At 35.9% G+C, this 25,018-nt stretch carries 24 protein-coding genes; 11 read left to right on the top strand and 13 right to left on the bottom strand.

What is annotated here, in order from left to right; all coding sequences use genetic code 11:
• Nucleotides 1-70 precede the first annotated feature (70 nt).
• From ACKTTZ_RS18700 to ACKTTZ_RS18675, 6 genes are all read left to right on the top strand, one after another.
• Nucleotides 71-1,036, top strand: a complete 966-nt coding sequence (locus ACKTTZ_RS18700) for a D-2-hydroxyacid dehydrogenase (protein ID WP_034698517.1) — start codon at nt 71-73, stop codon at nt 1,034-1,036.
• A 2-nt stretch (nt 1,037-1,038) separates the two neighbouring features.
• Entirely contained in the window at nt 1,039-2,283 is a 1,245-nt protein-coding gene (locus ACKTTZ_RS18695) for a DUF1015 domain-containing protein (RefSeq protein ID WP_034698519.1), read from the top strand.
• A 54-nt stretch (nt 2,284-2,337) separates the two neighbouring features.
• Nucleotides 2,338-3,741, top strand: a complete 1,404-nt coding sequence (locus tag ACKTTZ_RS18690) for a M28 family peptidase (protein WP_407846325.1) — start codon at nt 2,338-2,340, stop codon at nt 3,739-3,741.
• A gap of 2 nt (nt 3,742-3,743) precedes the next feature.
• The gene (locus ACKTTZ_RS18685; protein ID WP_407846324.1) at nt 3,744-5,102 is read left to right on the top strand and encodes a M28 family peptidase; all 1,359 of its coding nucleotides are present in this window, start codon (nt 3,744-3,746) and stop codon (nt 5,100-5,102) included.
• Between the two features lie 3 nt (nt 5,103-5,105).
• Nucleotides 5,106-6,464 (top strand): M28 family peptidase, encoded by a 1,359-nt coding sequence (locus ACKTTZ_RS18680; RefSeq protein WP_407846323.1) that lies wholly within the window; start codon nt 5,106-5,108, stop codon nt 6,462-6,464.
• A 1,638-nt stretch (nt 6,465-8,102) separates the two neighbouring features.
• The gene (locus ACKTTZ_RS18675; protein ID WP_156106539.1) at nt 8,103-8,333 is read left to right on the top strand and encodes a hypothetical protein; all 231 of its coding nucleotides are present in this window, start codon (nt 8,103-8,105) and stop codon (nt 8,331-8,333) included.
• Between the two features lie 179 nt (nt 8,334-8,512).
• On the opposite strand, the gene ACKTTZ_RS18670 is transcribed toward ACKTTZ_RS18675, so the two are convergent.
• The 5 genes from ACKTTZ_RS18670 to ACKTTZ_RS18650 all read right to left on the bottom strand — a co-directional run bounded on the left by ACKTTZ_RS18670 (nt 8,513) and on the right by ACKTTZ_RS18650 (nt 12,502).
• The gene (locus ACKTTZ_RS18670) at nt 8,513-8,734 is read right to left on the bottom strand and encodes a hypothetical protein (protein ID WP_407846322.1); all 222 of its coding nucleotides are present in this window, start codon (nt 8,732-8,734) and stop codon (nt 8,513-8,515) included.
• Nucleotides 8,735-8,881: 147 nt separating this feature from the next.
• Nucleotides 8,882-9,457 carry a hypothetical protein gene (locus ACKTTZ_RS18665; RefSeq protein WP_253316670.1) on the bottom strand — a complete coding sequence of 192 codons (576 nt, stop codon included), beginning with the start codon at nt 9,455-9,457 and terminating at the stop codon, nt 8,882-8,884.
• 171 nt (nt 9,458-9,628) lie between these two features.
• On the bottom strand, nt 9,629-10,666 hold the full coding sequence (locus ACKTTZ_RS18660; RefSeq protein WP_253316723.1) for a peptidylprolyl isomerase: 1,038 nt from the start codon (nt 10,664-10,666) through the stop codon (nt 9,629-9,631).
• 81 nt (nt 10,667-10,747) lie between these two features.
• Nucleotides 10,748-11,260, bottom strand: coding sequence for an FKBP-type peptidyl-prolyl cis-trans isomerase (locus ACKTTZ_RS18655; protein ID WP_407846321.1), 513 nt, complete (start codon nt 11,258-11,260; stop codon nt 10,748-10,750).
• 171 nt (nt 11,261-11,431) lie between these two features.
• On the bottom strand, nt 11,432-12,502 hold the full coding sequence (locus ACKTTZ_RS18650; protein ID WP_034698529.1) for a branched-chain amino acid aminotransferase: 1,071 nt from the start codon (nt 12,500-12,502) through the stop codon (nt 11,432-11,434).
• An 85-nt stretch (nt 12,503-12,587) separates the two neighbouring features.
• Here ACKTTZ_RS18650 and mnmD point away from each other — a divergent pair, with 85 nt between their 5' ends.
• On the top strand, nt 12,588-13,262 hold the full coding sequence (gene mnmD, locus ACKTTZ_RS18645) for a tRNA (5-methylaminomethyl-2-thiouridine)(34)-methyltransferase MnmD (protein WP_034698530.1): 675 nt from the start codon (nt 12,588-12,590) through the stop codon (nt 13,260-13,262).
• A gap of 213 nt (nt 13,263-13,475) precedes the next feature.
• Nucleotides 13,476-13,892, top strand: a complete 417-nt coding sequence (locus ACKTTZ_RS18640) for an NUDIX hydrolase (protein ID WP_253316672.1) — start codon at nt 13,476-13,478, stop codon at nt 13,890-13,892.
• 21 nt (nt 13,893-13,913) lie between these two features.
• Here ACKTTZ_RS18640 and ACKTTZ_RS18635 read toward each other — a convergent pair whose 3' ends face one another.
• Nucleotides 13,914-14,618, bottom strand: coding sequence for a DUF4294 domain-containing protein (locus ACKTTZ_RS18635; RefSeq protein ID WP_034698532.1), 705 nt, complete (start codon nt 14,616-14,618; stop codon nt 13,914-13,916).
• Between the two features lie 51 nt (nt 14,619-14,669).
• Between ACKTTZ_RS18635 and ACKTTZ_RS18630 the strand changes: the two genes are divergently transcribed.
• Together ACKTTZ_RS18630 and rpe are read left to right on the top strand one after the other, a co-directional pair.
• On the top strand, nt 14,670-15,743 hold the full coding sequence (locus ACKTTZ_RS18630; RefSeq protein WP_407846320.1) for a M42 family peptidase: 1,074 nt from the start codon (nt 14,670-14,672) through the stop codon (nt 15,741-15,743).
• Between the two features lie 328 nt (nt 15,744-16,071).
• On the top strand, nt 16,072-16,722 hold the full coding sequence (gene rpe / locus ACKTTZ_RS18625) for a ribulose-phosphate 3-epimerase (RefSeq protein ID WP_034698534.1): 651 nt from the start codon (nt 16,072-16,074) through the stop codon (nt 16,720-16,722).
• 215 nt (nt 16,723-16,937) lie between these two features.
• On the opposite strand, the gene ACKTTZ_RS18620 is transcribed toward rpe, so the two are convergent.
• From ACKTTZ_RS18620 to ACKTTZ_RS18610, 3 genes are read right to left on the bottom strand one after another with little or no spacing between them, the layout of a single operon-like run.
• Entirely contained in the window at nt 16,938-17,423 is a 486-nt protein-coding gene (locus tag ACKTTZ_RS18620; RefSeq protein WP_253316673.1) for a DUF1772 domain-containing protein, read from the bottom strand.
• 37 nt (nt 17,424-17,460) lie between these two features.
• Nucleotides 17,461-18,558, bottom strand: coding sequence for a DUF692 family multinuclear iron-containing protein (locus ACKTTZ_RS18615; protein ID WP_407846319.1), 1,098 nt, complete (start codon nt 18,556-18,558; stop codon nt 17,461-17,463).
• Between the two features lie 3 nt (nt 18,559-18,561).
• Nucleotides 18,562-18,783, bottom strand: coding sequence for a hypothetical protein (locus ACKTTZ_RS18610; RefSeq protein ID WP_034698538.1), 222 nt, complete (start codon nt 18,781-18,783; stop codon nt 18,562-18,564).
• Between the two features lie 154 nt (nt 18,784-18,937).
• Here ACKTTZ_RS18610 and ACKTTZ_RS18605 point away from each other — a divergent pair, with 154 nt between their 5' ends.
• Nucleotides 18,938-20,785, top strand: a complete 1,848-nt coding sequence (locus ACKTTZ_RS18605) for an alpha-L-fucosidase (protein WP_407846318.1) — start codon at nt 18,938-18,940, stop codon at nt 20,783-20,785.
• Between the two features lie 77 nt (nt 20,786-20,862).
• Here the strand turns inward: ACKTTZ_RS18605 and ACKTTZ_RS18600 are convergent, their stop codons facing one another.
• From ACKTTZ_RS18600 to ACKTTZ_RS18585, 4 genes are all read right to left on the bottom strand, one after another.
• Entirely contained in the window at nt 20,863-21,279 is a 417-nt protein-coding gene (locus ACKTTZ_RS18600; RefSeq protein ID WP_034687444.1) for a nucleoside-diphosphate kinase, read from the bottom strand.
• A 589-nt stretch (nt 21,280-21,868) separates the two neighbouring features.
• Nucleotides 21,869-22,795 carry a ribosome small subunit-dependent GTPase A gene (gene rsgA / locus ACKTTZ_RS18595; protein WP_034698541.1) on the bottom strand — a complete coding sequence of 309 codons (927 nt, stop codon included), beginning with the start codon at nt 22,793-22,795 and terminating at the stop codon, nt 21,869-21,871.
• Between the two features lie 163 nt (nt 22,796-22,958).
• The gene (locus ACKTTZ_RS18590) at nt 22,959-24,038 is read right to left on the bottom strand and encodes a chorismate mutase (protein ID WP_034698544.1); all 1,080 of its coding nucleotides are present in this window, start codon (nt 24,036-24,038) and stop codon (nt 22,959-22,961) included.
• Nucleotides 24,039-24,438: 400 nt separating this feature from the next.
• Entirely contained in the window at nt 24,439-25,014 is a 576-nt protein-coding gene (locus tag ACKTTZ_RS18585) for a hypothetical protein (protein WP_253316675.1), read from the bottom strand.
• Nucleotides 25,015-25,018 lie beyond the last annotated feature (4 nt).

Genomic DNA, 25,018 nt, shown 5'->3' with positions numbered 1-25,018 from the left:
AAAGATGTCGGATAACAGACCTCAAAATCTAACTTCTGACATCTTCAATCTAACATCAATAAAATAACTCATGAAAGTTTTAGCAAACGACGGAATTTCAAAAGCAGGAGAAAACACTCTAAAAGAAGCCGGAATTGAAATTCTGGACAATAGAGTGGCTCAGGATCACGTTATTAATTTTATCAACGATAATAATGTGGATGTTCTTCTGGTAAGAAGTGCAACGAAAGTAAGACAGGATCTGATTGATGCATGCCCGGGCCTTAAGATTATCGGAAGAGGCGGTATCGGAATGGACAATATTGATGTAGAATATGCCAAAAGTAAAGGCATCAAAGTCATCAATACGCCTACAGCATCTTCAAAATCAGTGGCAGAACTGGTTTTCGGACACTTCATTTCATTGGCAAGATTCCTTCACGAATCGAACAGATTGATGCCTCTGGAAGGAGAAACTCATTTCAATGCTATGAAAAAGTCATTCAGCAATGCGTATGAACTTTCAGGAAAAACATTAGGAGTAATCGGCTTTGGAAGCATTGGCCAGGAAGTCATAAAGATAGGAATTGCATTAGGAATGAAAGTAACCGTTCTGACAAGAAGCCCGAAAACAGAAGTTCTTACACTGAACTTCTTCAACGGACAGTCTGTGAACTTTGAAATCACTTCCACCAATGATATGGATGCATTCCTTAAAGAGGCGGATTTCATCAGTATCAATACGCCGAAAACGAATGAGTATATTATAGACACCCCTCAGTTTGAAAAAATGAAAGATGGAGTCTATATTGTAAATACTGCAAGAGGAGGTGTCATCAATGAAGTGACCCTTATCGATTTTATCGAGTCAGGAAAAGTAGCCGGAGCTGCATTGGATGTTTTTGAAAACGAACCAAGCCCGGAACTGCCTTTACTGATGAACCCTGCATTATCACTTTCCCCTCACGTAGGTGGCAATACGGTGGATGCGCAAGAAAAAATCGGTATCGAACTTGCAGAACAAATTATTAAGCTACAAAAAGAAACTATAAGATAAATATGCCTGTTTTTAAACCTTTCCGTGGAATAAGACCTCATAGAGACTTTGAGAGTACTTTCCCTACCCATCCACTGGATAATTTCACCCAGGAAGAGATCGCAGAGAAGGCTCAAGTTGAAAATACTTACATCAATATGATTAAACCCTATGTTGTAAGTAAATCTAAAGATATTGACCGGAACCTTCGAAAGATCCGTTCCACATTTGAAGAGCTTCTGGAAGAAAAGAAATTGGTCCAGGACAATTCAGCCTACTATCTTTATGAGCAGATCTACCCCAACAAACAGATGTTCAGAGGACTTCTGGGATTGGCAAGTATTGAAGATTTCTGGAATGGAAAAATCAAAAGACATGAAAGTACCATCCCGCAGAAAAAGGAAAAACTGGCTCATTACCTTGAAAAAGTAAACCTGCAGGCTGAACCTGTGCTTCTTACCTACCCTGCCAATTCAAAAATTGAATTGCTAATGAATCATGAGGAAAAAAATGTTCCTATCTTCAATCATGTAGATTCGATGGGGATCAGACATAAAATCTGGAGAATAGACAACCGTCTGAAGCTACAGCAATTTAAAGAAGTAATTGATCAGATTGATTCGTTTTATATTGCTGACGGACACCACAGAATTGGCTCCACAGCAATCAACGCAAAATATCATAAGGAGAAGAATAAGAAACATAACGGGACAGAGCTTTACAACTTTGTATACAGTTTCATTGTTTCCAACCAGTCGATAAAGATTCATGATTACAACAGAATCTTACATGACCTGAATGGTATTTCTCCGGCAGATTTCCTGAAAGAACTTGAGACATATTTCCTGATTCACGAAAAAGGAGAAGCATCATACTACCCTTCTCAAAAATTCCATATTTCAATGTATATGGATGGGAAGTTCTATTCTCTTCACGTGAAGCATGATCTCCGCTCCAAAGAAATGTCTCTGGATAATCTGGACCACCATCTTTTAGATAAGTATATTTTCAAAAATATTCTGAAAATTGAAGATCCGGACAGTTCTGAACTTATTTCTTACGTAAAAGGAACTTCCAATATCAATGGAATTAATCTTTTAAAAGAAAAAGTAGACAACGGTGAAGGTAAAGTTGGTTTTGGAATTTATCCTGTAAGCTTTAATGACATGATTAAAATTTCAGACTTAAAATTAAGCATGCCTCCAAAATGTACATTTATTGAGCCTAAATTGATTACAGCTTTATTAATGTACGATATGAAACCTTAATAAATTCCTATTTTTTCCCTACTTTTATCAATGGAAAAGATTAGTAAATAAAAAATGAAAAAAATATTCATTATACTTCCACTCTTTTTGAGTGGATTTTTATTTTCTCAGAAAAAGCCACAAAAAAGCCCGGCAAAAAAAGGTACTGTTGCCAAATTCAATTATCATGATGAGTTCAGAAAAATTTCAGATGAAATTATGACCAACGGTACTGCTTATGATAATCTCGGAGAACTCACCAAAAGAATTGGTCCACGTTTCAGTGCAACTCCCGGTTATACCAAAGCTGTAGAATGGGCAGAAAAAAAATTCAAGGAAATCGGGATTAATATGATCTGGAGACAGGAGGCCAAAGCACCAGTCTGGATCAGAGGAAAAGAATCTTTACAGATCAAAGCAGGAAATGGAGATTGGAAAAACATCAGAATGCTTTCTTTCGGAAATTCTGAAGGAACAGGAGGAAAAGATCTGGTGGGTGAAATCGTTTTAATCAATTCCACATCAGAGCTGAATGCCATGTCACTAGGCCAGTTAAAAGATAAAATAGTTTTCGTGAATGTTCCTATGGACCCGAAAATTATCAACACCAGTGATTCCTATTTGCAGACTGCAAAATCAAAATTAATTTCCGCTTCTGTGATTGCTAAAACAGGCGCAAAAGCTTTAATTATAAGATCACTTACCACAGCTAATGATGACACTCCTCATGCTAAGATGATTTACTACGAACCTGATGATAAAGTTAAAATTCCAGCTTTATCAATTGGAGTAAGATCTGCAGATGAATTGGAGAAAACCTTAAAAAAGCAAAAAGTCACAGCTAAAATTAACATGACTGCAGAGTCAAAAGGTGATACAACAAATCCCAATATCATTGCTGAAATTCAGGGTAAAAAAGACTCTAAAGTAATTGTTTTAGGCGCTCAACTGGATTCGTGGGATATTGGTGAAGGTGCAGTGGATGATGGAACAGGCGTTGTGCAGTGCATTGAAGTGCTAAGAACCCTGAAAGCACTTGGATATGAAAATAACCACACCATCCGTGTAGTTTTGTATGCCAACAGTGAAAACGGAGGACAGGGCCGTGAGATGTATGCAGCATATGTAAAAAAGAAAGACGAAAAGCATGTATTTGCCTTAGGAACCGATGCCGGAGGCTATTCTCCGAGAGGGTTTTCCTTAGATATGTCTCCTCAAAGAAGAAGACTGGTGTATCCGTGGAAAGAATATTTCCTTCCTTATGGCGTTTATGATTTCGACCAGACAGAAGCAATTCAGGATATTTCACCTTTAAAAAAACTGGATATTCCTTTAGCAGAGCTTGTAGTAGATACACAAAGGTATTTTGATTATCATCATTCTGAACAAGACACTTTTGATAAAGTAAATAAAAGAGAGCTTCTTCTTGGAGCTGTCGCCATAACACAGATGATTTTTATGGTTGATAAAAACTGGTAACAATGAAAAAGATATTAGGAACAACATTATTACTTCTTGGAATAAATGTTTTTAGCCAAACTAAAGAAGATTCCATCCAATTCAAAAGAATTTCCACTGAAATTCTGAACAACGGTAAAGGATACAATGAACTTCGAGAACTTACCAAAACCATAGGCAACCGTTTAAGCGGTTCTGAAGCCTATGAGAAATCCGTACAGTGGGCTGCCCAGAAGCTTCGTGATGCCGGAGCTGATAAAGTATGGCTTCAGGAAGTTATGATTCCGGTTTGGGCAAGAGGAAAAGAATCATTGTACATCAAAACTTCTAATGGAAATTGGAAAAGTATGAAAATGCTCTCCCTTGGAAATTCCGAAGGAACAGGAGGAAAAGACGTATCAGGTGATATTATTATGGTAAAATCACTGGAAGAATATGATCAGCTTCCCGCTGAAAAAGTGAAAGATAAAATTGTATTTTTCAACTACCCTTTTAATCAGGGAAATGTACAGACATTCATCTCTTATCGTGATGCAGGCGCTTACAGACGAACTGCCGCTTCATTAACAGCTAAAAAAGGAGGAAAATTTGCCATCATCAGATCTCTTTCTTCCGCTTTTGATGATGTACCTCACACAGGAAATATGCGCTATGACGAAAATATTTCCAAAGTACCCGCCATAACCATTGGAAATACATCAGCTGATGAACTGGAAGCTTTATTGAAAAACCAGAAAGTAACAGCTAAGCTCAATTCCAACTGTGGTATGAAAGGAGAAAAACTTTCCCATTCTGTGATCGGAGAAATTACAGGTAAAAAAGACCAAAGTGTTATTGTTGTTGGTGGACATTTAGATTCCTGGGATGTTGGAGAAGGTGCTCATGATGACGGGGCTGGAATTGTTCAAAGTATTGAGGTATTAAGAACCTTTAAAAAATTAGGTATTCAGAATAATCATACCATTCGCGCCGTTTGTTTTGCCAACGAAGAGAATGGAACAAAAGGAGGAAAACAATATGGCAAAGTTGTCAAAGAAAATAACGAAAAACATCTATTTGCCATAGAATCGGATGCGGGAGGTTTTTCACCACGGGGAATTTCTCTGGAAATGGATGAAACTCAAAGAAACCAGATTAAAAGCTGGGTGAATCTGTTTTTACCTTATGGCGTTTACAACTTTGAAGGTAAATATTCCGGATCAGATATCGCTCCACTTCATGAAATGGGAGTTCCCACTGCTGAACTGGTGCCGGATCCGCAACGCTATTTCGATATTCACCATACGGAAGAAGACACTTTTGAAAAAGTCAACCGAAGAGAGCTGTTGCTCGGTTCTGCGGTGATGACACAACTTATTTATATGATTGATAAAAATTGGTAAACAATGAAAAAGATACTAGGAACTTCATTATTACTTTTTGGAATGGTCGCTTTTGGCCAGTCTAAAGAAGATTCTATCCAGTTCAGAAAAATCTCAACAGAAATTCTGAATAACGGAAAAGGATATACTGAGCTGAGAGAGCTTACGAAAAACATAGGCCACCGTCTAAGCGGTTCTGAAGCCTATGAAAAGTCTGTAAAATGGGCTGAACAGAAACTTCGTGATGCCGGAGCTGATAAAGTATGGCTTCAGGAAGTGATGATCCCGGTATGGGTAAGAGGAAAAGAATCTTTGAACATCCAGACTTCCAACGGAAAATGGAAAAGCCTTAAAATGCTTTCCCTTGGAAATTCTGAAGGAACCGGAGGAAAAGATGTTTCCGGAGAAATCATCATGGTAAAATCCATGGAAGAATATGAAAAGCTTCCTGCTGAAAAAGTGAAAGATAAAATTGTATTTTTCAACTATGCGTTCAGCCAGTCTTTCATAGAAACCTTCAAAGCTTACGGAGATGCAGCAAAATACAGAACGACTGCTGCTTCTCTAACTGCTAAAAAAGGGGGAAAATTTGCCATCGTAAGATCTCTGTCTTCTGCTTTTGACGACGTGCCTCACACCGGAGCCATGCGCTATGAAGACAAGGTTTCCAAAATACCGGCAGTTGCCATTGGAAGCACGACTGCAGATGAACTGGAAGCTTTACTGAAAAGCCAGAAAGTTACGGCGAAACTGAATTCCAACTGTGGAATGAAAGGAGAAAAGCTCTCCCATTCTGTAATCGGGGAAATCACCGGTAAAAAAGATCAAAGTGTGATTGTTGTCGGTGGACACCTAGATTCCTGGGATGTAGGTGAAGGCGCACATGATGACGGAGCCGGAATTGTACAAAGCATTGAAGTACTAAGAACCTTTAAAAAGTTAGGTATTCCGAACAACCACACCATCAGAGTTGTTTGCTTCGCTAATGAAGAAAACGGAGTAAAAGGCGGAATCCAATATGGTAAAACGGTAAAAGAGAAGAATGAAAAACATCTTTTTGCGATCGAAACCGATGCCGGAGGTTTTGCACCGAGAGGAATTGCCCTGGATATGGATGATGCCAAAAGAAATCAGATCAAAGGCTGGTCAAATCTATTCCTTCCCTATGGAGTTTACAACTTTGAAGAGCGGTTTTCCGGAACAGACCTCTACCCGCTTCACGACATGGGAATTCCAGCTGCTGAACTGATGCCGGATTCTCAGCGTTATTTCGATATTCACCATACAGAAGAAGATACTTTTGAAAAGGTGAACCGAAGAGAGCTTTTATTAGGAGCCACAGCTTTGACACAGATTATTTATATGATTGATAAAAACTGGTAACAAATATAAAAACCGTCTTTAGAGGCGGTTTTCTTTTTTACTCATACTGCTAGTAATTCAATAGAAATGGGCTAAAATCCTGAGCTTAGACGAAGGAAGCCCATTTATCTTTATAGAGATTTTCCTCTGGCTTTAGCCGAAACTTATAAGTATTCCACAGATTGACACGGATGCTTGCGTATATACATTTGTGTTATTTGTGAAGGAATATTTGTGCTGCTTGTGGTTTTTAAAAATTAAACACAAATTACACTAATGATTTCACCAATAACACGAATTCAATAATATCAAAGGGCTTTAGCCGAAACTTATAAGTATCCCACGGATTCCACAGATTGACACGGATCCTTGCGTATATTTATTTGCGCTATTTGTGAAGGAATATTTGTGCTGCTTGTGTTTTTAAAATTTAAACACAAATTACGCGAATGATTTCACGAATAACACGAATTCAATAATATCAAACGGCTTCAGCCGAAACTTATAAGTATCCCACAGATTCCACAGATTGACACGGATCCTTGCGTATATTCATTTGTGTTATTTGTGAAGGAATATTTGTGCTGCTTGTGTTTTTAAAATTTAAACACAAATTACGCGAATGATTTCACGAATAACACGAATTCAATAATATCAAAGGGCTTCAGCCGAAACTTATAAGTATCCCACGGATTCCACAGATTGGCACGGATGCTTGCGTATATACATTTGTGTTATTTGTGAAGGAATATTGGTGCTGCTTGTGTTTTTAAAATTTAAACACAAATTACGCGAATGATTTCACGAATAACACGAATTCAATAATATCAAAGGGCTTCAGCCGAAACTTATAAGTATCCCACGGATTCCACAGATTGGTACGGATGCTTGCGTATATTTATTTGTGCTATTTGTGAAAAAATATTTGTGGTATTTGTGTTTATTAAAATTAAACACAAGTTACACTAATAATTTACGAATAACACAATTTCTATAGGAACAGACTATAATCCTTAGCTTAGATAAAGGAAGCCCAATTATCTTTATAGAAATCTTCCACGGGTTTTACTATAAATGTTTTTAAATTATATAAAAACGAAATGCTTCCGTAATATTTTCTTTACTTCAGATTATTCAAGCTTAAAAACAGAAAATTTTTCTTTGTTTAAGGAAATAATAGATAAAAACACGTTTAACAACAATCTCATCAATCCCGTGAAACAAAGTGTTAATCGCGAAAACAGAACTTTGGCATGATATTGGCATGTAAAATATTGAGAAAAAATTAAAAAAAACACTAAGGATGAGAAAAGAGGTTTTCTGTGGATTTTCAGTTTTTCCACCGATTCAAGTTCATATCTAGTATATGAATCCTTTTTTTTCTACGATGCCGTAAAAGATACGGGTCCGTGATTAACTAACCCCCGTTAGTTTTTCACAGCAGTTTTGCACCCCGTATCTAACTGGTATCACAATAAGCAAGAATCTTTATTGATTCGAAAAAAAACAAAAATATCCCGGACTTTTAGCCCGGTGTTATGATATAAATAAATGGCAAAGTCATCGTGAACCTTAGCCCAGTAAAGGAATTTATTCTTTTTACCGTGATGAGTGCGCCTTTATCCTATTAATTAATGTATAACCCTTAAAATGTTAGTAATGATGAGAGCCTTTTTTGAAATGATTTTTAAGAGAAATGAAGATGCTGCAAAATTGCATATATGGAGCCTATTGTTGGTGTTAAGTTTTGCTGCATTTTCTGTGTTGGTATACGCCTTAGAACCAAGCTTTAACAGCTTAATTATATACCTGACGGCATTTGCCGCTTATATCGGGTTTGGCCTTGTATTCATCAGTTCCTTAGCCGGAACGAGTATGAAGAAAAGATAACAGAACATATAACTTTCAATTTATTTTTACTGAAAAAACCGCCCTGTTTGGGGCGGTTTTTTATTTACAACCCTACTCCATTCTTATATCTCTAAAATGACCTTCAGTATTCAACAAAAAAGCCACTCCATCCGGAGCAGCTCTGGTGATAACAAAAGTTATCTTAACATCGTAAAAACTTATTCTTTAAACAGATCCTTCATCATTTCTTCGAGGATCTTTTTGGTTTCTTCTTCAATCATTTTCCCTGACTTTTCAACAAGCTCTTCTCTAAAAGGTTCACAGCAGGCTTTTATTCCGAAACCTTCGTCTGTTTTTACAAACTCCGGATGCATGCCGTGTTCTCCACATACTTCAGATTCTATTTCCGTCTTTATCTGGTCGTAATTCAGGTTAAACATATTCTTGTATTTTGTTCTTTTAAGTGCATGATAAAGATAGAAGGAATAAAGCCTTGCCGAAATCCGTATTTCTACGGTATTTACAGGAAACAAAAAAACCGCCATTTCAAGACGGCTATTTTAATATAAAAGCTAATGCTTACCTCTTTAAAACTTATCCAGAATTTTCTTCGGTAAGATCTTCACCAGTTCTTTTTTATATTCCTTTTCAAGCATTACAAATTTCCATGCCTTTTTATCTTTTGAAACCGCACAGGCTTTCATATTGGTATTGATGAGATACGAACTTTCGTTAGCCAGATATTTCACATTATTTACGCCATACTTGGCGGTTAAAGCACTGTTCATTTTCTTTTTCATATCATCGTTTAATGAACTGACATTACATTTCAGCTTCAAAAAATAATGGGTAATAGAAAAATATTCACCGGTAATAAGTTCAGGTTTCTCAATATTTCCAAAATTTAAATCCTGTACTTCAATTTTCATGAATGGATTATTGTAAGTCATATTCAGAATCTGTGTCATCTGCTCTTTTGAAATTATGGTGAAGAATTTCGGATATATACAGCTTACTGCCTGATCTATCTGTTTAGATTGAATACTGTTTACAAAATAAGTAAGCGACTTTTTTATCGTTGGATCGTCAGGATTCGCTTTAGTCTGTGAAAAAGTCATCAACGACAACAGAACGAACAGAAACAGGAGTGATTTGGTTTTCATGATTTAATGGCTATTATAAATTTGAAGATTACTTTTCACTGGAAAAACAGATAAGCTTTCCAGACTGTAAAATATGTCGTAACCTATACGCCAATCGTTACAGAATGTATTTGACACCAATAAAAAAAGCCATCCTTATGGACGGCTTTTAGTACTATTTTGAAGATTCAATTATTTTACTTTTACAAGCTCAACATCGAAAACTAACCAAGAGTTTGGCGGGATCACTCCTCCTGCTCCTCTTTCTCCGTAAGCCATTGCTGGCGGGATCAATAATGTAGCAGTTTCACCTTCTTTCAATAACAGGATACCTTCATCCCATCCTTTGATTACTCTTCCCATTCCGATTGGAATTTCGATCGGCTCGTTTCTCTTGAATGAAGAATCGAATTCAGTTCCGTCTACCAATTTACCTGCATAATGCACAGATACATTGTCACCAGCTTTTGGAGCTTTTCCGTCAGCTGTTTTTGTGATTTTATAGTAAAGACCTGATTCAGTTTTTTGCATACCAGCTTTTAAGTTTTCAACTAATTTCTCCTGGTTAGCTTTGAATTCTTCTTCTCTTTTTTTCTTTTCAGCTTCTTCTTTAGCGATGAAAGCTTTGTTGTTTTCTGCAATTTTAGCCTTTCCTTCGTTGAAAGTTTTAGCTGCATCGTAGTGCTTGTACTCATCACCTTTGCTGAAAACAGAAACCTTTTCTAAAACGATATCAGTTTTAGGTTTATCCTGAGCTCCTTTTTCAACGTTAGCAATAGCATCAATTACATCATTTCCTTTTACCACTTTTCCGAAGATTGTGTGTCTTCCGTCTAACCAAGGTGTAGCAACTTCAGTGATGAAGAATTGAGAACCGTTTGTATTAGGTCCTGAGTTTGCCATAGAAAGAACTCCTTTTCCTGTATGTTTAAGGTCGTTTCTTTCATCCTCGAATTTATATCCAGGATCTCCCATTCCTGTTCCCTGAGGATCTCCTCCCTGGATCATGAAATCTTTGATTACTCTGTGGAAAATAGTTCCGTCATAGTAAGGAACTCCTTTAGCCTTAGCTTTGTTGTCGATTTTCCCTTCTGCAAGACCGATAAAGTTGGCTACAGTTACTGGTGCTTTCTTGTCTTCAAATTTTACAATTAAGTTACCTTTTGTAGTTTGAAGATTGGCATAAAGTCCGTCATTAAGACCTTCGTAAGTTTCTTTGTCTACGTTCATTTTTTTATAAATTGGGGTACAACTCATCAGCGAAATACTTGCCGCTGCCAGAATTATATTCTTGTTAAACAATTTCATATATTATAGAGCTTTTAATTTTATGATTAATGGAATGTCGTTATCTATTTTCTTTTCGTCTCCGTAGGTTCCGTAAGCCAAAGAAGACGGTACCAAAAGCATTACTTCCTCTCCATCACGTATAAAACGTAAAGCATTCTCCACCGCTCTCAGTTCATCAAAATGCCCGAATCTGGCATCTCTTCTTTCAAAAGGCTGATCGTAGATTTTAGTCTGATCAAAATCATACAGATCATAAGAATAGGAAATTGTAGTTTCATCTTTCCTTCTTTCCCTTTGATCATAACCTTCTACCGTTACCCAATAATTAAGCTGCGTAGGATAAAACTTCACAGACTGACCGCTGATCCAATCCTGAATCTGCCCTCTTTCTATGACATTCAAATTTTTCATCCTGTTCTTGGAAACATCCAGATCTTTTTGGCTTAAAACCCCGCCTACAGGAGGATGGGCCGTCTGTGCATTTCTGTTGCAGCTCAACAGGCTTATGGCTGATATGAAGAGTATTTTTCTCATAAACTTTTGCGAAAATACACATTTCGGGAATCAATTACAAAACTTGACACAGAAATATGTAAATGGAAGAATGTATTCATCTTCTATAAAACTATTCTTCCATTTTAGATCAATGCATAAATACAAAAAAGCCGGGAAAAACCCGGCTTTCATATAATTATTTAAATACTATTAAACTGTTTCAAGAGCGTGATCTACCATAACTCTCCATCCGAACGGATCTTCAGAAAGGTTGTTTTGAAGGTCTACCAAATCTTTCTTAAGAAGAGCCGCATAGCTTTCTTCATCAGATAATCTTGGAAGTTCAAGTTTTTCACCCTGATATCCTAAAGCCTGGAACTGTGTAGTTACTACTGCTGTACCTACTCCCCAAACTTCTTTAAGCTCATTGTTCTTTAAAGCTTCAATAACTGTTTTCACAGGAATTGGTTCTACTTTTACTTCAATACCTCTTTTCTTAGCTAACTGGATGAAGCTGTCTCTTGTTACTCCATCAAGGATTTTCTCAGAAGTCGGAGGTGTATAGATCGTATCGTTAATTCTTACAAATACGTTCATTGTACCACTTTCTTCAAAATATTCGTGAGTAGCATCATCAGTCCAGATGATTTGCTCATATCCTTCTTCGATTGCCAGCTGAGTTGGATAGAAAGAAGCAGCATAATTACCTGCAGCTTTTGCGGAACCTACTCCACCGTTTGCAGCTCTTGAATAGTGATCAGAGATTTTTACAGATACCGGCTCAGAATAGTAGCTCTTTGCAGGTGTTGCAACGATAGCAAACATATATTTATTAGATACTCTTGCTTTCAAAGCTTCTTCAGTAGCAAAAATCAAAGGTCTGATATAAAGAGACATTCCTTCCCCCTGTGGAATCCACTCTCTGTCAATATCTACTAACGCCTTTAATCCGTCTAAAAACATTTCTTCAGTCACTTCCGGCATAGCAAGACGCTTCGCTGACTTGTTGATACGTTCAAAATTCTTTTCAGGCCTGAAAAGGAAAACCTGCCCGTCTTTGTCTTTATAGGCTTTCATACCTTCAAAACAAGCTTGTCCATAGTTTACTCCCATCATGGCAGGTGTAAATGGAATCGGACCGTAAGGAACTAATTTTACATCACCCCATTTTCCATCTTCGTACTCACAAATGATCATATGATCAATAAAAGTACCACCAAATGAAAAATTGTTAGGGTCAAATGTAGAAATTCTGGAGTTTTCAGTTTTTTGAATTATCATTTTTTAAAATTTTTACGATGTTCTACAAATTTAACATAATTTTCTAAATATAAAAATTTTAGAGTAAATTTGACAAAAAAATAGCTTGAAAAGAGAAATAAAGACCACAAACGACGGTAGTAAAACATTGTTTATCAATGAATTAAATGAAAACTACCATTCTCATCACGGAGCGCTACAGGAAGCCGAACACGTGTTTATCAAAAATGGACTTAATTTGATAAATGATTGCGAAATTAATATTTTAGAACTCGGTTTTGGAACAGGTTTGAATGTTTTAGTAACAATTAATGAATATTTAAAAACTGACAAAAATCATGTCATCAATTATTTTTCGCTAGAAAAATACCCCATAAATGAATCCGAAGTTAAGGATTTGGCTTACTTTGAACTTTTCGATAACCCAGAGTTTAAAAATATTTATCAGAAAATTCATCTGGCAGATTGGGAAAAGTCAGTAGAAATCATTAGTGGATTCAATTTAAAAAAGATAGAATGTGATTTTTTCGATCTGAAAGACATTGATCTGCCAAAAATCAACCTTGTTTATTTTGACTGTTTTGGAGCCAGAGTACAGCCAGACCTTTGGGAAAAGCCATTATTCGAACTGGTATCTGACAAAATGGCCATTAACGGATTATTAACTACCTACTCTTCTAAAGGAAGTGTAAGAAGAATCCTTCAGGAATTGAATTTCCAGGTAGAGAAAAAACAAGGCCCTCCAGGAAAAAGAGAGATGATTAATGCAATTAAGTTGTAGAAGAAAGCTTGAGGATGGAAGCTGGATGCTTAGGGTCGGCTGCTTAATTAATTCTGATCTTTTATTTTAAAATAATAATCAATATATAAGATACGTTAGTTCAACATTATTAAGAATAAATAGTGTTAAAACTTCCAGCTTCGCGCTTCCAACTTCCGGCTTTTTCCAACAAAATTCCTTACATTAGCTATACAAATATTATACATTATATATATGATAGATAAGATCAACATTAGAGTGTATGCCTGTGCGGTAAAAGATAAACAAGTTCTGACTTTATTTGAAGAATATGCCGGCGAGCCTTTAATGAAATTTCCGGGCGGTGGATTGGAATACGGTGAAGGAGTACTGGAATGTCTGCATCGTGAGTTTGATGAAGAATTGAATGTAAAAATCGATATTCTGGAACATTTCTATACTCAGGAAAACTTTCTGGTATCCCGTTTCAAAGAAAATGAGCAGCTTCTTACCATATATTATATAGTAGATATCGTCAACGAGGAAGACTTTATTATTTTGGATCCCTGCATCGAAAAAACAGAATGGATTGATATCGACAGACCAGACAATCCTTTTCCTCTTCCAATAGATAAGATTGTATTCGATAAATTAAAAGAAAAATTCCTGTAAGTATTCTTACAGGAATTTATATTATTTCTTTACTTTAAAATCATTTGCTCCGGGATAAGGCTGCAGATAACCTGAATTCCAATTGGACTGCAGTAATGACTCTATAAATTCATCACTTCTGTTAGCGTGAGGATCATAGCGTTCTTTCAGATCAATATCAGCCATTTTTCCTTTTACATTCCACCAGAAAGCACTCCATCCACCTCTTAATTCTTTGATAATCTCAAATACATTTTTTCCGGTTGCTCTGTTCATCAGCTTTGCAAAAACCTGCCCTTCAGTGGTAGTAAGATCTCTTAATTGTTTTTCATACTGATCAGCAAGCATATTCTGTCTTTCTCTTACAAACTTTCTTTTGGCTTTGCTGTCCATATCATTCATATCTTTCTGGATATCTCTGTACTGCTGGAGTGCAGTAACAAATAAAGGATATACTCTGTACAGCTTTTTATTCAGAAAATAATAGTAATTCTTATCCAGCTGATTATTAAATCTCGGTTTATTCACCAAAACCAACTCATCCAATACAACTACAGGCTCTCCATTGATTTCATACACCTTAATCTTCTGCTGTTCGTCATAATAATACTTATTACCAAATTCATCCACTTTCAGGGATTCGGGCGGATACTGATTGAGTGGTTTTGCCACTATTCCATCTTTCTGACCAAAAACACTGACTCCAAAAAAGAAAATAAAAAGGCAGATAATCTTACTAAAATTCATTATTTTTACACTTATAAGAAGAAAAATTAAACGCAAAAATCATTCCTTTTTATGAAATTTGAAAAGAAATCTTTGAAATTTTTAGAGAAATATTTAAACACATCATCCCCAACAGGTTACGAACACAAAGGACAAGAAGTCTGGATGGACTACATCAGACCTTATGTGGACAAAATAGAAGTAGACCATTATGGAACCTGTTATGGGATCATTAATCCGGAAGCTGAATTCAAAGTAGTGATCGAAGCACATGCTGATGAAATTTCATGGTACGTCAATTATATTACGGATGATGGATTAATCTACGTCATCAGAAACGGAGGTTCAGATCAAACCATTGCTCCTTCAAAAGTAGTTCATATTCACGGTGAAAACGGAATTGTAAAAGGAGTATTCGGGTGGCCGGCTATTCATACAAGAACCAATCAGAACGAGCCTACTCCAAAAATCGAAAACATCTTTATCGACTGTGGTGCTACTTCCAAAAAAGAGGTAGAAGAAATGGGAATCTTTGTAGGATGTATGATTACTTATCCGGATGAATTCTTTGAAATGAATGACAGATATTTTGTCTGCAGAGCTCTGGACAACAGAATCGGTGGTTTCATGATTGCTGAAGTGGCCAGACTTTTAAAAGAAAATAAGAAATCAATCCCATTCGGGCTTTATATTACCAACTCTGTACAGGAAGAAGTAGGTTTATACGGAGCAGACATGATTGCTGACACCATCAAACCAAATATCGCGATTGTAACAGATGTTACCCATGACACTACAACTCCGATGATTGAAAAGAAAAAAGAAGGAGATCAGAAATGTGGCTCAGGACCAGTAGTGTTTTTCGCTCCAAGTGTTCATCATACCATCAGAGAATTAATTATTGATACCGCAAAAAACAAGAAAATTCCTTTCCAGAGAGCCGCAGCAAGCAGAGCTACAGGAACCGACACAGATGCCTTTGCTCATTCTAATGGCGGAGTACCAAGTGCTTTAATTTCCTTACCTTTGCGTTATATGCATACTACGGTAGAAATGGTATCTAAAGAAGACGTAGGTAATGTGATCAAACTTATCTATGAAACCGTTCTTAAGATCAAGCCGGAAATGAAACTGAAGTATCATTAATTACAATGAAAAAGGTCTTTTATCATCTATTTAAAAACCCTACTTTTATTTCTATTATAACCATTATAATAGTCACGCTTGGAATTCCTTTGATTGTTTATCAATTATTTACATTCGATTCAAGTGAAAGTTTGGGAATCACAATAGAGGTAATTTTCCTTGTGGTCTTATTTGTATTGCTTATAATTGACAGGTTTTTACTCTTAAGCATTAACAATAAAAAGTTATCTGTCATAGAGGTGGTTTTAATAACAGGATATCTAGCCAATTATTATTTCACCCATGACCACTCATTTTCAATAGGATAATAAAAGTATAAAAAGTAAAAATGAAAACGAAGCTTATTGCTCCATCCCTTTTATCAGCAGACTTTGGGAATCTGCAAAGAGATATTGAAATGCTGAACAACTCTCAGGCCGACTGGTTCCACATTGATGTAATGGACGGCAGATTTGTTCCCAATATTTCTTTTGGTTTTCCGGTGATGAAAACCGTTCAGCAGCATGCTAAAAAATTTGTAGATGTTCACCTGATGATCGTGGAACCTGAAAAATATGTTGATGAATTCATCAATCATGGTGCTGATCTTGTTTCTGTACATTATGAGGCATGTACTCATCTTCACAGAACCATTCACCACATTCAGAGCAAAGGAGCAAAAGCAGGTGTTGTTTTAAATCCTTCTACTCCGGTATTAATGCTTGAAGACATCATTGCAGATGTAGATCTTGTATTATTAATGAGTGTAAATCCAGGATTTGGAGGACAAAAATTTATTGAAAACACCTACAAAAAGATTGCTGAAACCAAGGACCTGATCTTAAGCAACAACTCTACAGCGCTTATCGAGGTAGACGGAGGAGTAAACCTTGACAACGCTTCTAAATTATTTGAAGCCGGAGCTGATGTTCTTGTTGCAGGAAATGCTGTTTTCTCAGCGGAAAGTCCTGAAAGAACAATTGAACTTTTAAAGATCTAAAAGAATCAAAATAATAAACAAAAGGCAGCCAGTGGCTGCCTTTTCTCTTGTTTGGAAATTTAAGTCGTCTTGGTTATAATCTTTTTTTCAACTTATTTGAAAATGTTTAAAACTATCTTGCTAACAACACAAAGATCTGAATAAAACCCTACGTACACATCCGTAGAAACACCTAATTTAACAGTAAGTATTTTTACTTAATTCCATTATATTTTTCAAACTTCTTTATTCCAGACACAGGCACAAACCACAAGAATGATCGAAATAACTGAAAAGACCGTTCTGATATTATTCAGAAAATTCCATCTGTTTTCAAAATTTTCCCGCATCTTTCTGATGGCTTCTGTTGTAGATCCGGATATATCAAACTTATCCAAAGTATCATTCATAGGAACATTTCCGGCAACTGTTACTCCAAAAACACCAATCACATAAGCCAGTGTAGCCAACAGAAGAAAAATAAAAACAGGCTGCTGTCCACGGAGTAAAAAGGTAGATACAGGAAGAAGAATTACAGTTCCCATAAAGCTCATAAAGAAAACAGGGTTTAGGATTTCCCGGTTAATGTTCTGCATTGCTTTCAGGTATTCTGTATCAGAAAGTTTTCCGAGCCCAAGAACAACTGAGCATGAATAAGCATAGAAAAGTCCTCCTATCAGAGCAGTGAGGACAGCGGTAATGATCAATACTAATGTTGTCATTTTCATATATTTTGATTTTGGTTATCAGAGAATAGAATTAATAAGGATTCCATTTTTTAATAATATTCTGAGCTGTAAGAATCATTTCAGAGTCCCATTTTTCTGTTTTAAAATAATGAAAATCCAGATCTTTAATGGTTTCAATATTTGCATTATCATATAGAAGTCGGGTAAGCCTTGACTGCTCTTCATATAAAACCAGGTCTTCTAAAGGTCTTTCCGAGAGTTTCATTTCCATCTTACTCCAGCTACTTTTTTCTTTTCCATTAAAATCTGAAGTTTCAATAATGTCTTTAACTTTATTAAAATCATTCAGGAAATCATCTCTTTCTTGTTCTATTTTCACAGTATGTCCCAGCCTTTCAATAATAATATATTCCAGGTTTCCACATTGTGTAAGTACAGACGGCAGAACAGAAAGAATATCCTGAGGAATAATATCATCATGAGTATCCCTTCTCACCTGCTTTTTTCCATATACACTATCCTGCCAGCTTCCTCCGGAAAGATGGATTTCTTTTACTTTTTCCAAAGGATATAAAGCAATGATCTCCTGCATTCCTAATTCGAAATTACAGGATTGGCAGTAAATATTATGAAGATCAAGAATCAGAAAACCATTGGTATCTTCCGTCAGCTTGTCAAGAAAAATGCCTTGTTCTTTAACGTCATCTATAGAAAATGAGAACGCTAGATTTTCTATCCCTACAGGAATATTTACAGCATCCTGTAGTCTGTATAACCTGTCTTTTCCTATTTGTAAAGTTTTGGAATGTAAAGAAACCGGCAACGGTACTCCCTGATGAAAATTCTCAGTATTCATGAAACCAAAATGTTCCGTGATATGATTATATTTCCGCAGACTAACCTCTTCTTTAAGCTTTTTCAGCCATTTTTCCTGCCTTTCTGTCCATTTCGCATCAAATAAAGAATAATACACTCCATGTCCTATCAAGCGGTTATTTTCAGCGTAGAAATTCAACAGATCCCGAAGCCAATCCGGTTCATTGGTATGATAAAGGGTATCAAAAGACCATTCCATCACATCGATAGAATTATTCTGCAACAACGGCAAAATAGCAGAAACAAAATCTGCCTCTGCCATCATGGATACTCCTAACATTGGCTTTCTCATCTTCTATCCCATTCCGCAAGCCGGACAGCCGTGTCCACGAAGCACAAGTGTATCTTTTTTAACAACCGGCTTAGGTGTTCCCGGTTTTTTCTTTTCAACCGTATCCGTTGAAGTGGCTTTCTTTACTTTTTTAACAGGCTTTTTTGTTTTAGCTTCCGGTTTAGTTGTTTGTGCAGACACGCCCACCGCTAATAAACTTGCCATTAATATTGCTGGAATTTTCATAATTGCTTTTTCAGATAAATTTTACAATAAACGTTCCATTTATAAAAATACAATAATAAGAAACGTTTTGATAACAATTATTAATAAATATCAGCAACTCTTATATAAGGTACCGTTATCTTTATTTATATTTAGAGTTAAAATAAATCTATATATGAAAATCAGTCTGATTAAAGCTGTTTTCCTTGGGTTGATATTATCTGCAGATCATATCAGCGCACAGGTTCAGACAGCTGGCAACAGCAAAAAAATGGAATGGTTCAGCAATGCAAAACTGGGTATTTTTATTCATTGGGGAATCTACTCTGTTAACGGAATCTCAGAATCCTGGTCATTCTTCAATAATTATATTAACCACGAAAATTATATGAAACAGCTGAATGGTTTTTCAGCTTCAAAATATCAACCGGAACAATGGGTAAATCTCATTAAGGAATCCGGAGCAAAATATGCTGTCATTACCACTAAACATCATGACGGAGTTTCGTTATGGAATTCAGGAGCAGAAAAAGCGACAAGCATTCCTCAAAACTCTTTGGCAAAAAAGGATGTGTTAACTCCTTTTGTTTCCGCTCTGAAAAAATCAGGATTAAAAACAGGACTTTATTTCTCTTTGCCGGACTGGAGCCATCCGTATTATGATATTAATACCCGGACAAAAAAACGCTACGAACTCAAAAATGATCCAAAGCGCTGGCAGAATTTTGTCCGCTATTATCAAGGTCAGCTCAATGAACTTTCTACCCAATATTCTCCTGATCTTCTTTGGTTCGATGGTGACTGGGAACATACTTCCGAAGAATGGAAAGCGGCTCAGACCCTGGATTTACTCAAAAAATACAATTCTAATATTATCATTAATTCGAGGCTTAATCATCACGGAGACTATGATACTCCTGAGCAGGGCATTCCTGTTGTTCCACCGCAAAATCCATATTGGGAGCTTTGTTACACCATGAATGATTCCTGGGGATATCAGCCTTTTGATAAAAATTACAAAACCCCCAATATGATTGTCAGAACACTGGCAGATGTGCTCAGCATGGGAGGAAATCTTCTGCTTGATATTGGCCCGAAATCAGACGGTACAATTCCTGATGAACAAATTGAGATTCTTAAAAATCTTGGTCGATGGACTTCCAAAAATCAACATGCCATTTATGAAACTATCCGCGGAATTCCTTTTGGCAACTATAAAGGAAAATCTTCTTTGTCGACCTCTAAAAAATCTTTATTCCTTTATCTGGAAGAAACCAAAAACTTTGCAAAAATTTCCGGATTGACAACAAAACCTCTTTCAGTAAAGATCATCGGAGATCCATCCGCTGTTGTTACAATGGATTATAATGCAGAAAAAACACTGACACTGAATTTCTCCAATGTAAAATTTGACAAAGATGTCACTGTGGCAGAAATTACTTTTGACACACCTCCTGCATTTTTGAAAGATTTTAAGACGGAAAAACATCCTCTTCCCGAAATACTGGAAAACAAAAATACTCAGGAAGCCGTCTATGATATCGCCAATGCTCTGAACTATGATCAGAATATACTGACGCAAGAAGGCCTTACCTATGATGGTCTTGACATGAAAATTAAAAAAACGTCTAAAACAAATCCGGAAACCACAGAATGGATAAGTAAGCATGCTGAAGCTTTGTTTAAGACAGGAAAAGGTCTTCCGGCTGGTCACTACCCAGGAATAAGTGCTTTATCAAAAGACAAACAGACTCTTTATCTTTTTGTGGAAGGAATACCTACCGGCCCGATTGCCCTGAAAGGAATAAAAAATGAAATTGCCAGAATAAGAGTTGTTGGTGAAGGCACTATGCTGCCTCATACCATCTACAATAAGCTGTACTGGAGCGACAGACCGGGAATTATTTATATTGACGTTCCAAAGGAAAAACTTGACAAGCAAATGACCGTCATTGCTGTTTTATTGAATAAACCTCTTGAACTCTACAGAGAAAATGTGGGAGCAATTGAAAATAACCTTTAGTACACCTGAAAGATGCATTCATAAAAAACAAAATCCGGAGAAAATCTCCGGATTCTTTATTTTGTAAGATGATTTTCTTAGAAAATCTCTCTTCCTGAAAAATGGAATTGAGCTTCGATTAATGCATTCTCGTCAGAATCTGAACCGTGAACAGCATTTTCTCCGATGCTTCTTGCAAACATTTTTCTGATAGTACCTTCTGCAGCTTCTGCAGGGTTAGTAGCACCAATTAATGTTCTGAAGTCTTCAACTGCATTGTCTTTTTCTAAAACTGCAGCAACGATAGGACCAGAGCTCATGAATTCTACTAATTCTCCATAAAATGGTCTTTCAGCGTGTACTTCATAGAATTTTTTTGCATCAGCAACTGTAAGCTGAGTTAATTTTAAAGCTTTGATTTTAAAACCTCCTTCAGCAATCTTACCCAATATAGCACCGATATGTCCGTCAGCAACAGCATCAGGCTTAATCATAGTGAATGTAATGTTAGACATAAATGTATATTTTTTTAATGGCGCAAAATTACAAAAAATATCTTTGATTTTTATTTTAATTTTTTTTTAACATAAAAATAACTTTTATTAAGAAATCGTAAACTAAACTTTGGCACAGTAATTGTTTATTCTATTGCGATTCTCATGTTTAATTTGAGTTTTCATGGTTATTAGTTTTTACCCAGCTTCGGCTGGGTTTTTTATTTTCAAAAAACACCCTGTATTTTTATCAATTTAATAATTTTTCAACCCAAATAAATCCATATACAACATTATTTGAACTTTTATTGAAATTAATACAATATCCAAAAATCGAGTAATATCATTTTTCAGATTGGCAAAAATGTGACAAAAGTGGAGTTATGTGCCAAAAAAAGAGTGTCAGAAAGTAGAGTTATCTAAAAAGAGATTTTTTTTCATCAAAAACTAAAAAAAATAAGTTTAAAAAATACACATTTCAAAACAGGATTAAATCCAATCTTTAAAGAAATGATTTTTTAGAATATTATTCTGATATAGTGATACATAAAATAGTACAGATTGTCCGAATTAATCTGTAGCTGTTAAAAAAGAGAATGTCTGTTACTGATTATTTTTGGGAAGCTTCTTCTGCTTCATCCATCAATTTAATATACGTAGCATAGCGGGAATGTTGAATCTCACCCGTTTCAAGCGCATCGATAACGGCACATTTCGGTTCATTAATGTGAAGACAGTTATGAAATTTGCATTCTTCTCTCTTCTTGAAAATCTCGGGGAAATAATGTTGTACTTCTTCTTTTTCAATATCAATCATTGCAAATTCACGAACCCCAGGCGTATCAATAACATTTCCACCAAAATGCCAGAAATGCATCTGCGCAAAAGTTGTGGTATGCTTTCCTTTCAGGTGCGTATCTGAAATTTCAGATGTTTTTAAATTTAATCCTGGCTGTAAAGCATTCACCAAAGTAGATTTTCCACAACCTGAGTGGCCGAAAAATACTGAAGTTTTATCTTTAAGAATCTCCTGAAGCTGATCAAGATTCAATTTCGAATAGGAAGAAATTTCCAAAGTATCATATCCAATTTCCTGATATAGGAATTCAATATCCTTTACAATTTCAATTTCTTCTTCGTGTAAAACATCGATCTTATTAAAAAGAATGAGCGGGGTAATATTATAGGCTTCACAACATGCCAGAAACCTGTCCAGAAATCCTAAAGATGTTTCAGGATGTTTCAGAGTGAAGATAAAGCATGCCAAATCAATATTGGATGCAATAATATGGGCTTCTTTTGAAAGGTTAACTGATTTTCTGATCAGATAATTGGAGCGCGGTTCAATTTTTGTGATCCATGCGATATCATCCTGCTCCAGCTGAAACTCAACAAAATCTCCTACAGCGAGTGGATTGGTAAGTCTGGTTTTTATTAATTTGAATTTCCCCCGGATTCTGGCCTCGAAAATTTTATTTGTTTCCAATTCCAAAACCTGGTACCAACTGCCTGTAGATTTAATGATTTTTCCTTTCATAGATAATGCTGGTGCAAATATACGCAATTAGGGCTTAGCATTCAGGAAATAGGTTTAAAAACACATGTTTCAATTGCCCTAAATGCTGATGTCTAAGCCCTAATTTATTTTTTAGCTGAAAATTTAGTAAAAGTATTAGTCTCTTTTACTTTTTATCCACAGTTTATCTCTCAATCATAATATTATTCTGAACTTCAATAGACTCTTCATGAATTGCTTTGAATACTTTTTCAATAAATTCCTGAGACATTCCAGTTTCTTTTGCTTTCTGAGTAGCGTATTCAGTGATCACTTTCCAACGTTCAGGCTGGAAGATTGCAATATCATTTTCCTTTTTAAGTTTACCGATTTTCTCAGAAATTTTCATTCTTTGAGAAAGAAGTTCAATTAACTGGAAGTCAAGATCAGAAATCAAAGTTCTGTGTCTTCCCATTTCTCCTTCAAAACCTGCAAGATTGGAACTTCTTACTTTCAGATTCCCGATAAGATCTGCAAGAACTTCAGGGGTAATCTGCTGAGAAGCATCACTCCATGCCTCATCAGGATTGCAATGTGATTCAATGATCGCTCCCTGGTATCCTACGTTAAGTGCTTCCTGTGTAATATCAGCAAGACCAGTTCTGTTTCCGCAGATGTGAGAAGGGTCGATTAACATTGGAATATTTGGAAACTGACTCTTGAAATCAAGGGCAATCTGCCAGTTCGGATTGTTTCTGTATTTTGTTTTCTGGTATGTTGAAAATCCTCTGTGAATAACTCCAAGGTTTTTAATGTCTTGTCCTAAAAGTCTTTCCAAAGCTCCAATCCATAATGCAAGATCCGGATTAACAGGGTTTTTCACGAATACAGGTTTATCCGTACCTCTTAAAGCCATCGCAATTTCCTGTACTGTAAACGGGTTCACTGTAGAACGTGCTCCAATCCAAAGAACATCTACGTCTGCTTCCAGAGCTGCGAACACATGGTGAGCGTTGGCTACTTCAGTCGCTGTTTTAAAACCGTACTCTTCTTTTACTTTTTTTAGCCAGTTCAAACCGATCACTCCTACTCCTTCAAAACCGTTTGGTTTGGTACGGGGTTTCCAGATTCCTGCACGGAAAACGGATACATTGGCATTAGATTCTTTAATTCTCCTTGCAGTTTCAAGCATCTGAGCTTCACTTTCCGCACTACATGGTCCCGCAATCATTAGAGGCTGTGTAAGCTCATTGATCCACTCGTTTTTTAAATCATTTAAATTCATTATTCTAAATTTTATTGTTTTTTTATATAATTTTTTCGTTAACAGCAATAGCCCTTTGGATTATAAAATTTAATTTATAATTCTTTTCAAAAAATGCCGTTCAAAATTGTTTAAAGGAATCAGGAAAATAATAGGGCTCTACTTCTCCTGTATTTTTTGGAAAGAAATTCAGTTAACAATACCAATAAAATCGGTAATACGTTCTGAAATTTCTATAATAAGAAGCAGAAAAACTAAAATAACCGCTAAAAAAGTAATTAGCGGGTGCAAAGAAAGACTGATATGTGTTAGTCAAATTTTCCATTTTATTCTGGAAATGTCTTTATTTAGCGTTTCTGGTTGTAATTTGCTTTTGTCAAAAACTTATTTTCGACAGAAATATTTGACAAATATATAAAAATTATGTCAAATCAAACTTCATTAAATCATCAAGATCTTTCAAAAGTGGATTTTTTTCTATAAATTTTTCAAACATTTTTCTTTTCGTCACCACCTCAATCTTCAGATTTTCAACGTCTCTGACGTATTCTACCTCAATAATATGATTCTGAATTTTTCTTTTAAAATGATTAAAAAATTCTCCACTTATTTTATCAAATTCTACTTTTGCAGAATCTGAAGGGAACAAAACTTTGATTTTATGCTCTTCAGCTTTTACCAGTTTGAAGGTCTTGACTGCATTAAATACAAAATTATTTTTTACCTGAAGCTGTTTAAGCATAATTTTCCATTCCACCTGCAGATCTGTATCTGTAAAATGGTTCTGAGGAAGATTATCAGTTTTTACCACAACATCTTCTGTTGTTTCTACTTTATCTTCTTTATTCAAAAAGGAATTGATGCTGAAACCGGAAGAGATTCCCGGTCTTGACAATGGCTTGGTGGTTTTTGTTACTGAAACTTCCTGAACTGCCTGAGAAGCTGCAGGTTGTTGTTCTGCTTTAACTTCTTTCTTCTCCTGGGCTTTTTCCGGCATCTTC

The sequence above is a fragment of the Chryseobacterium sp. KCF3-3 genome (assembly GCF_045865955.1).
GTDB lineage: Bacteria > Bacteroidota > Bacteroidia > Flavobacteriales > Weeksellaceae > Chryseobacterium.
Note: the sequence above shows the minus strand (reverse complement) of the source record. Positions and strands in the feature narration are given on the sequence as shown.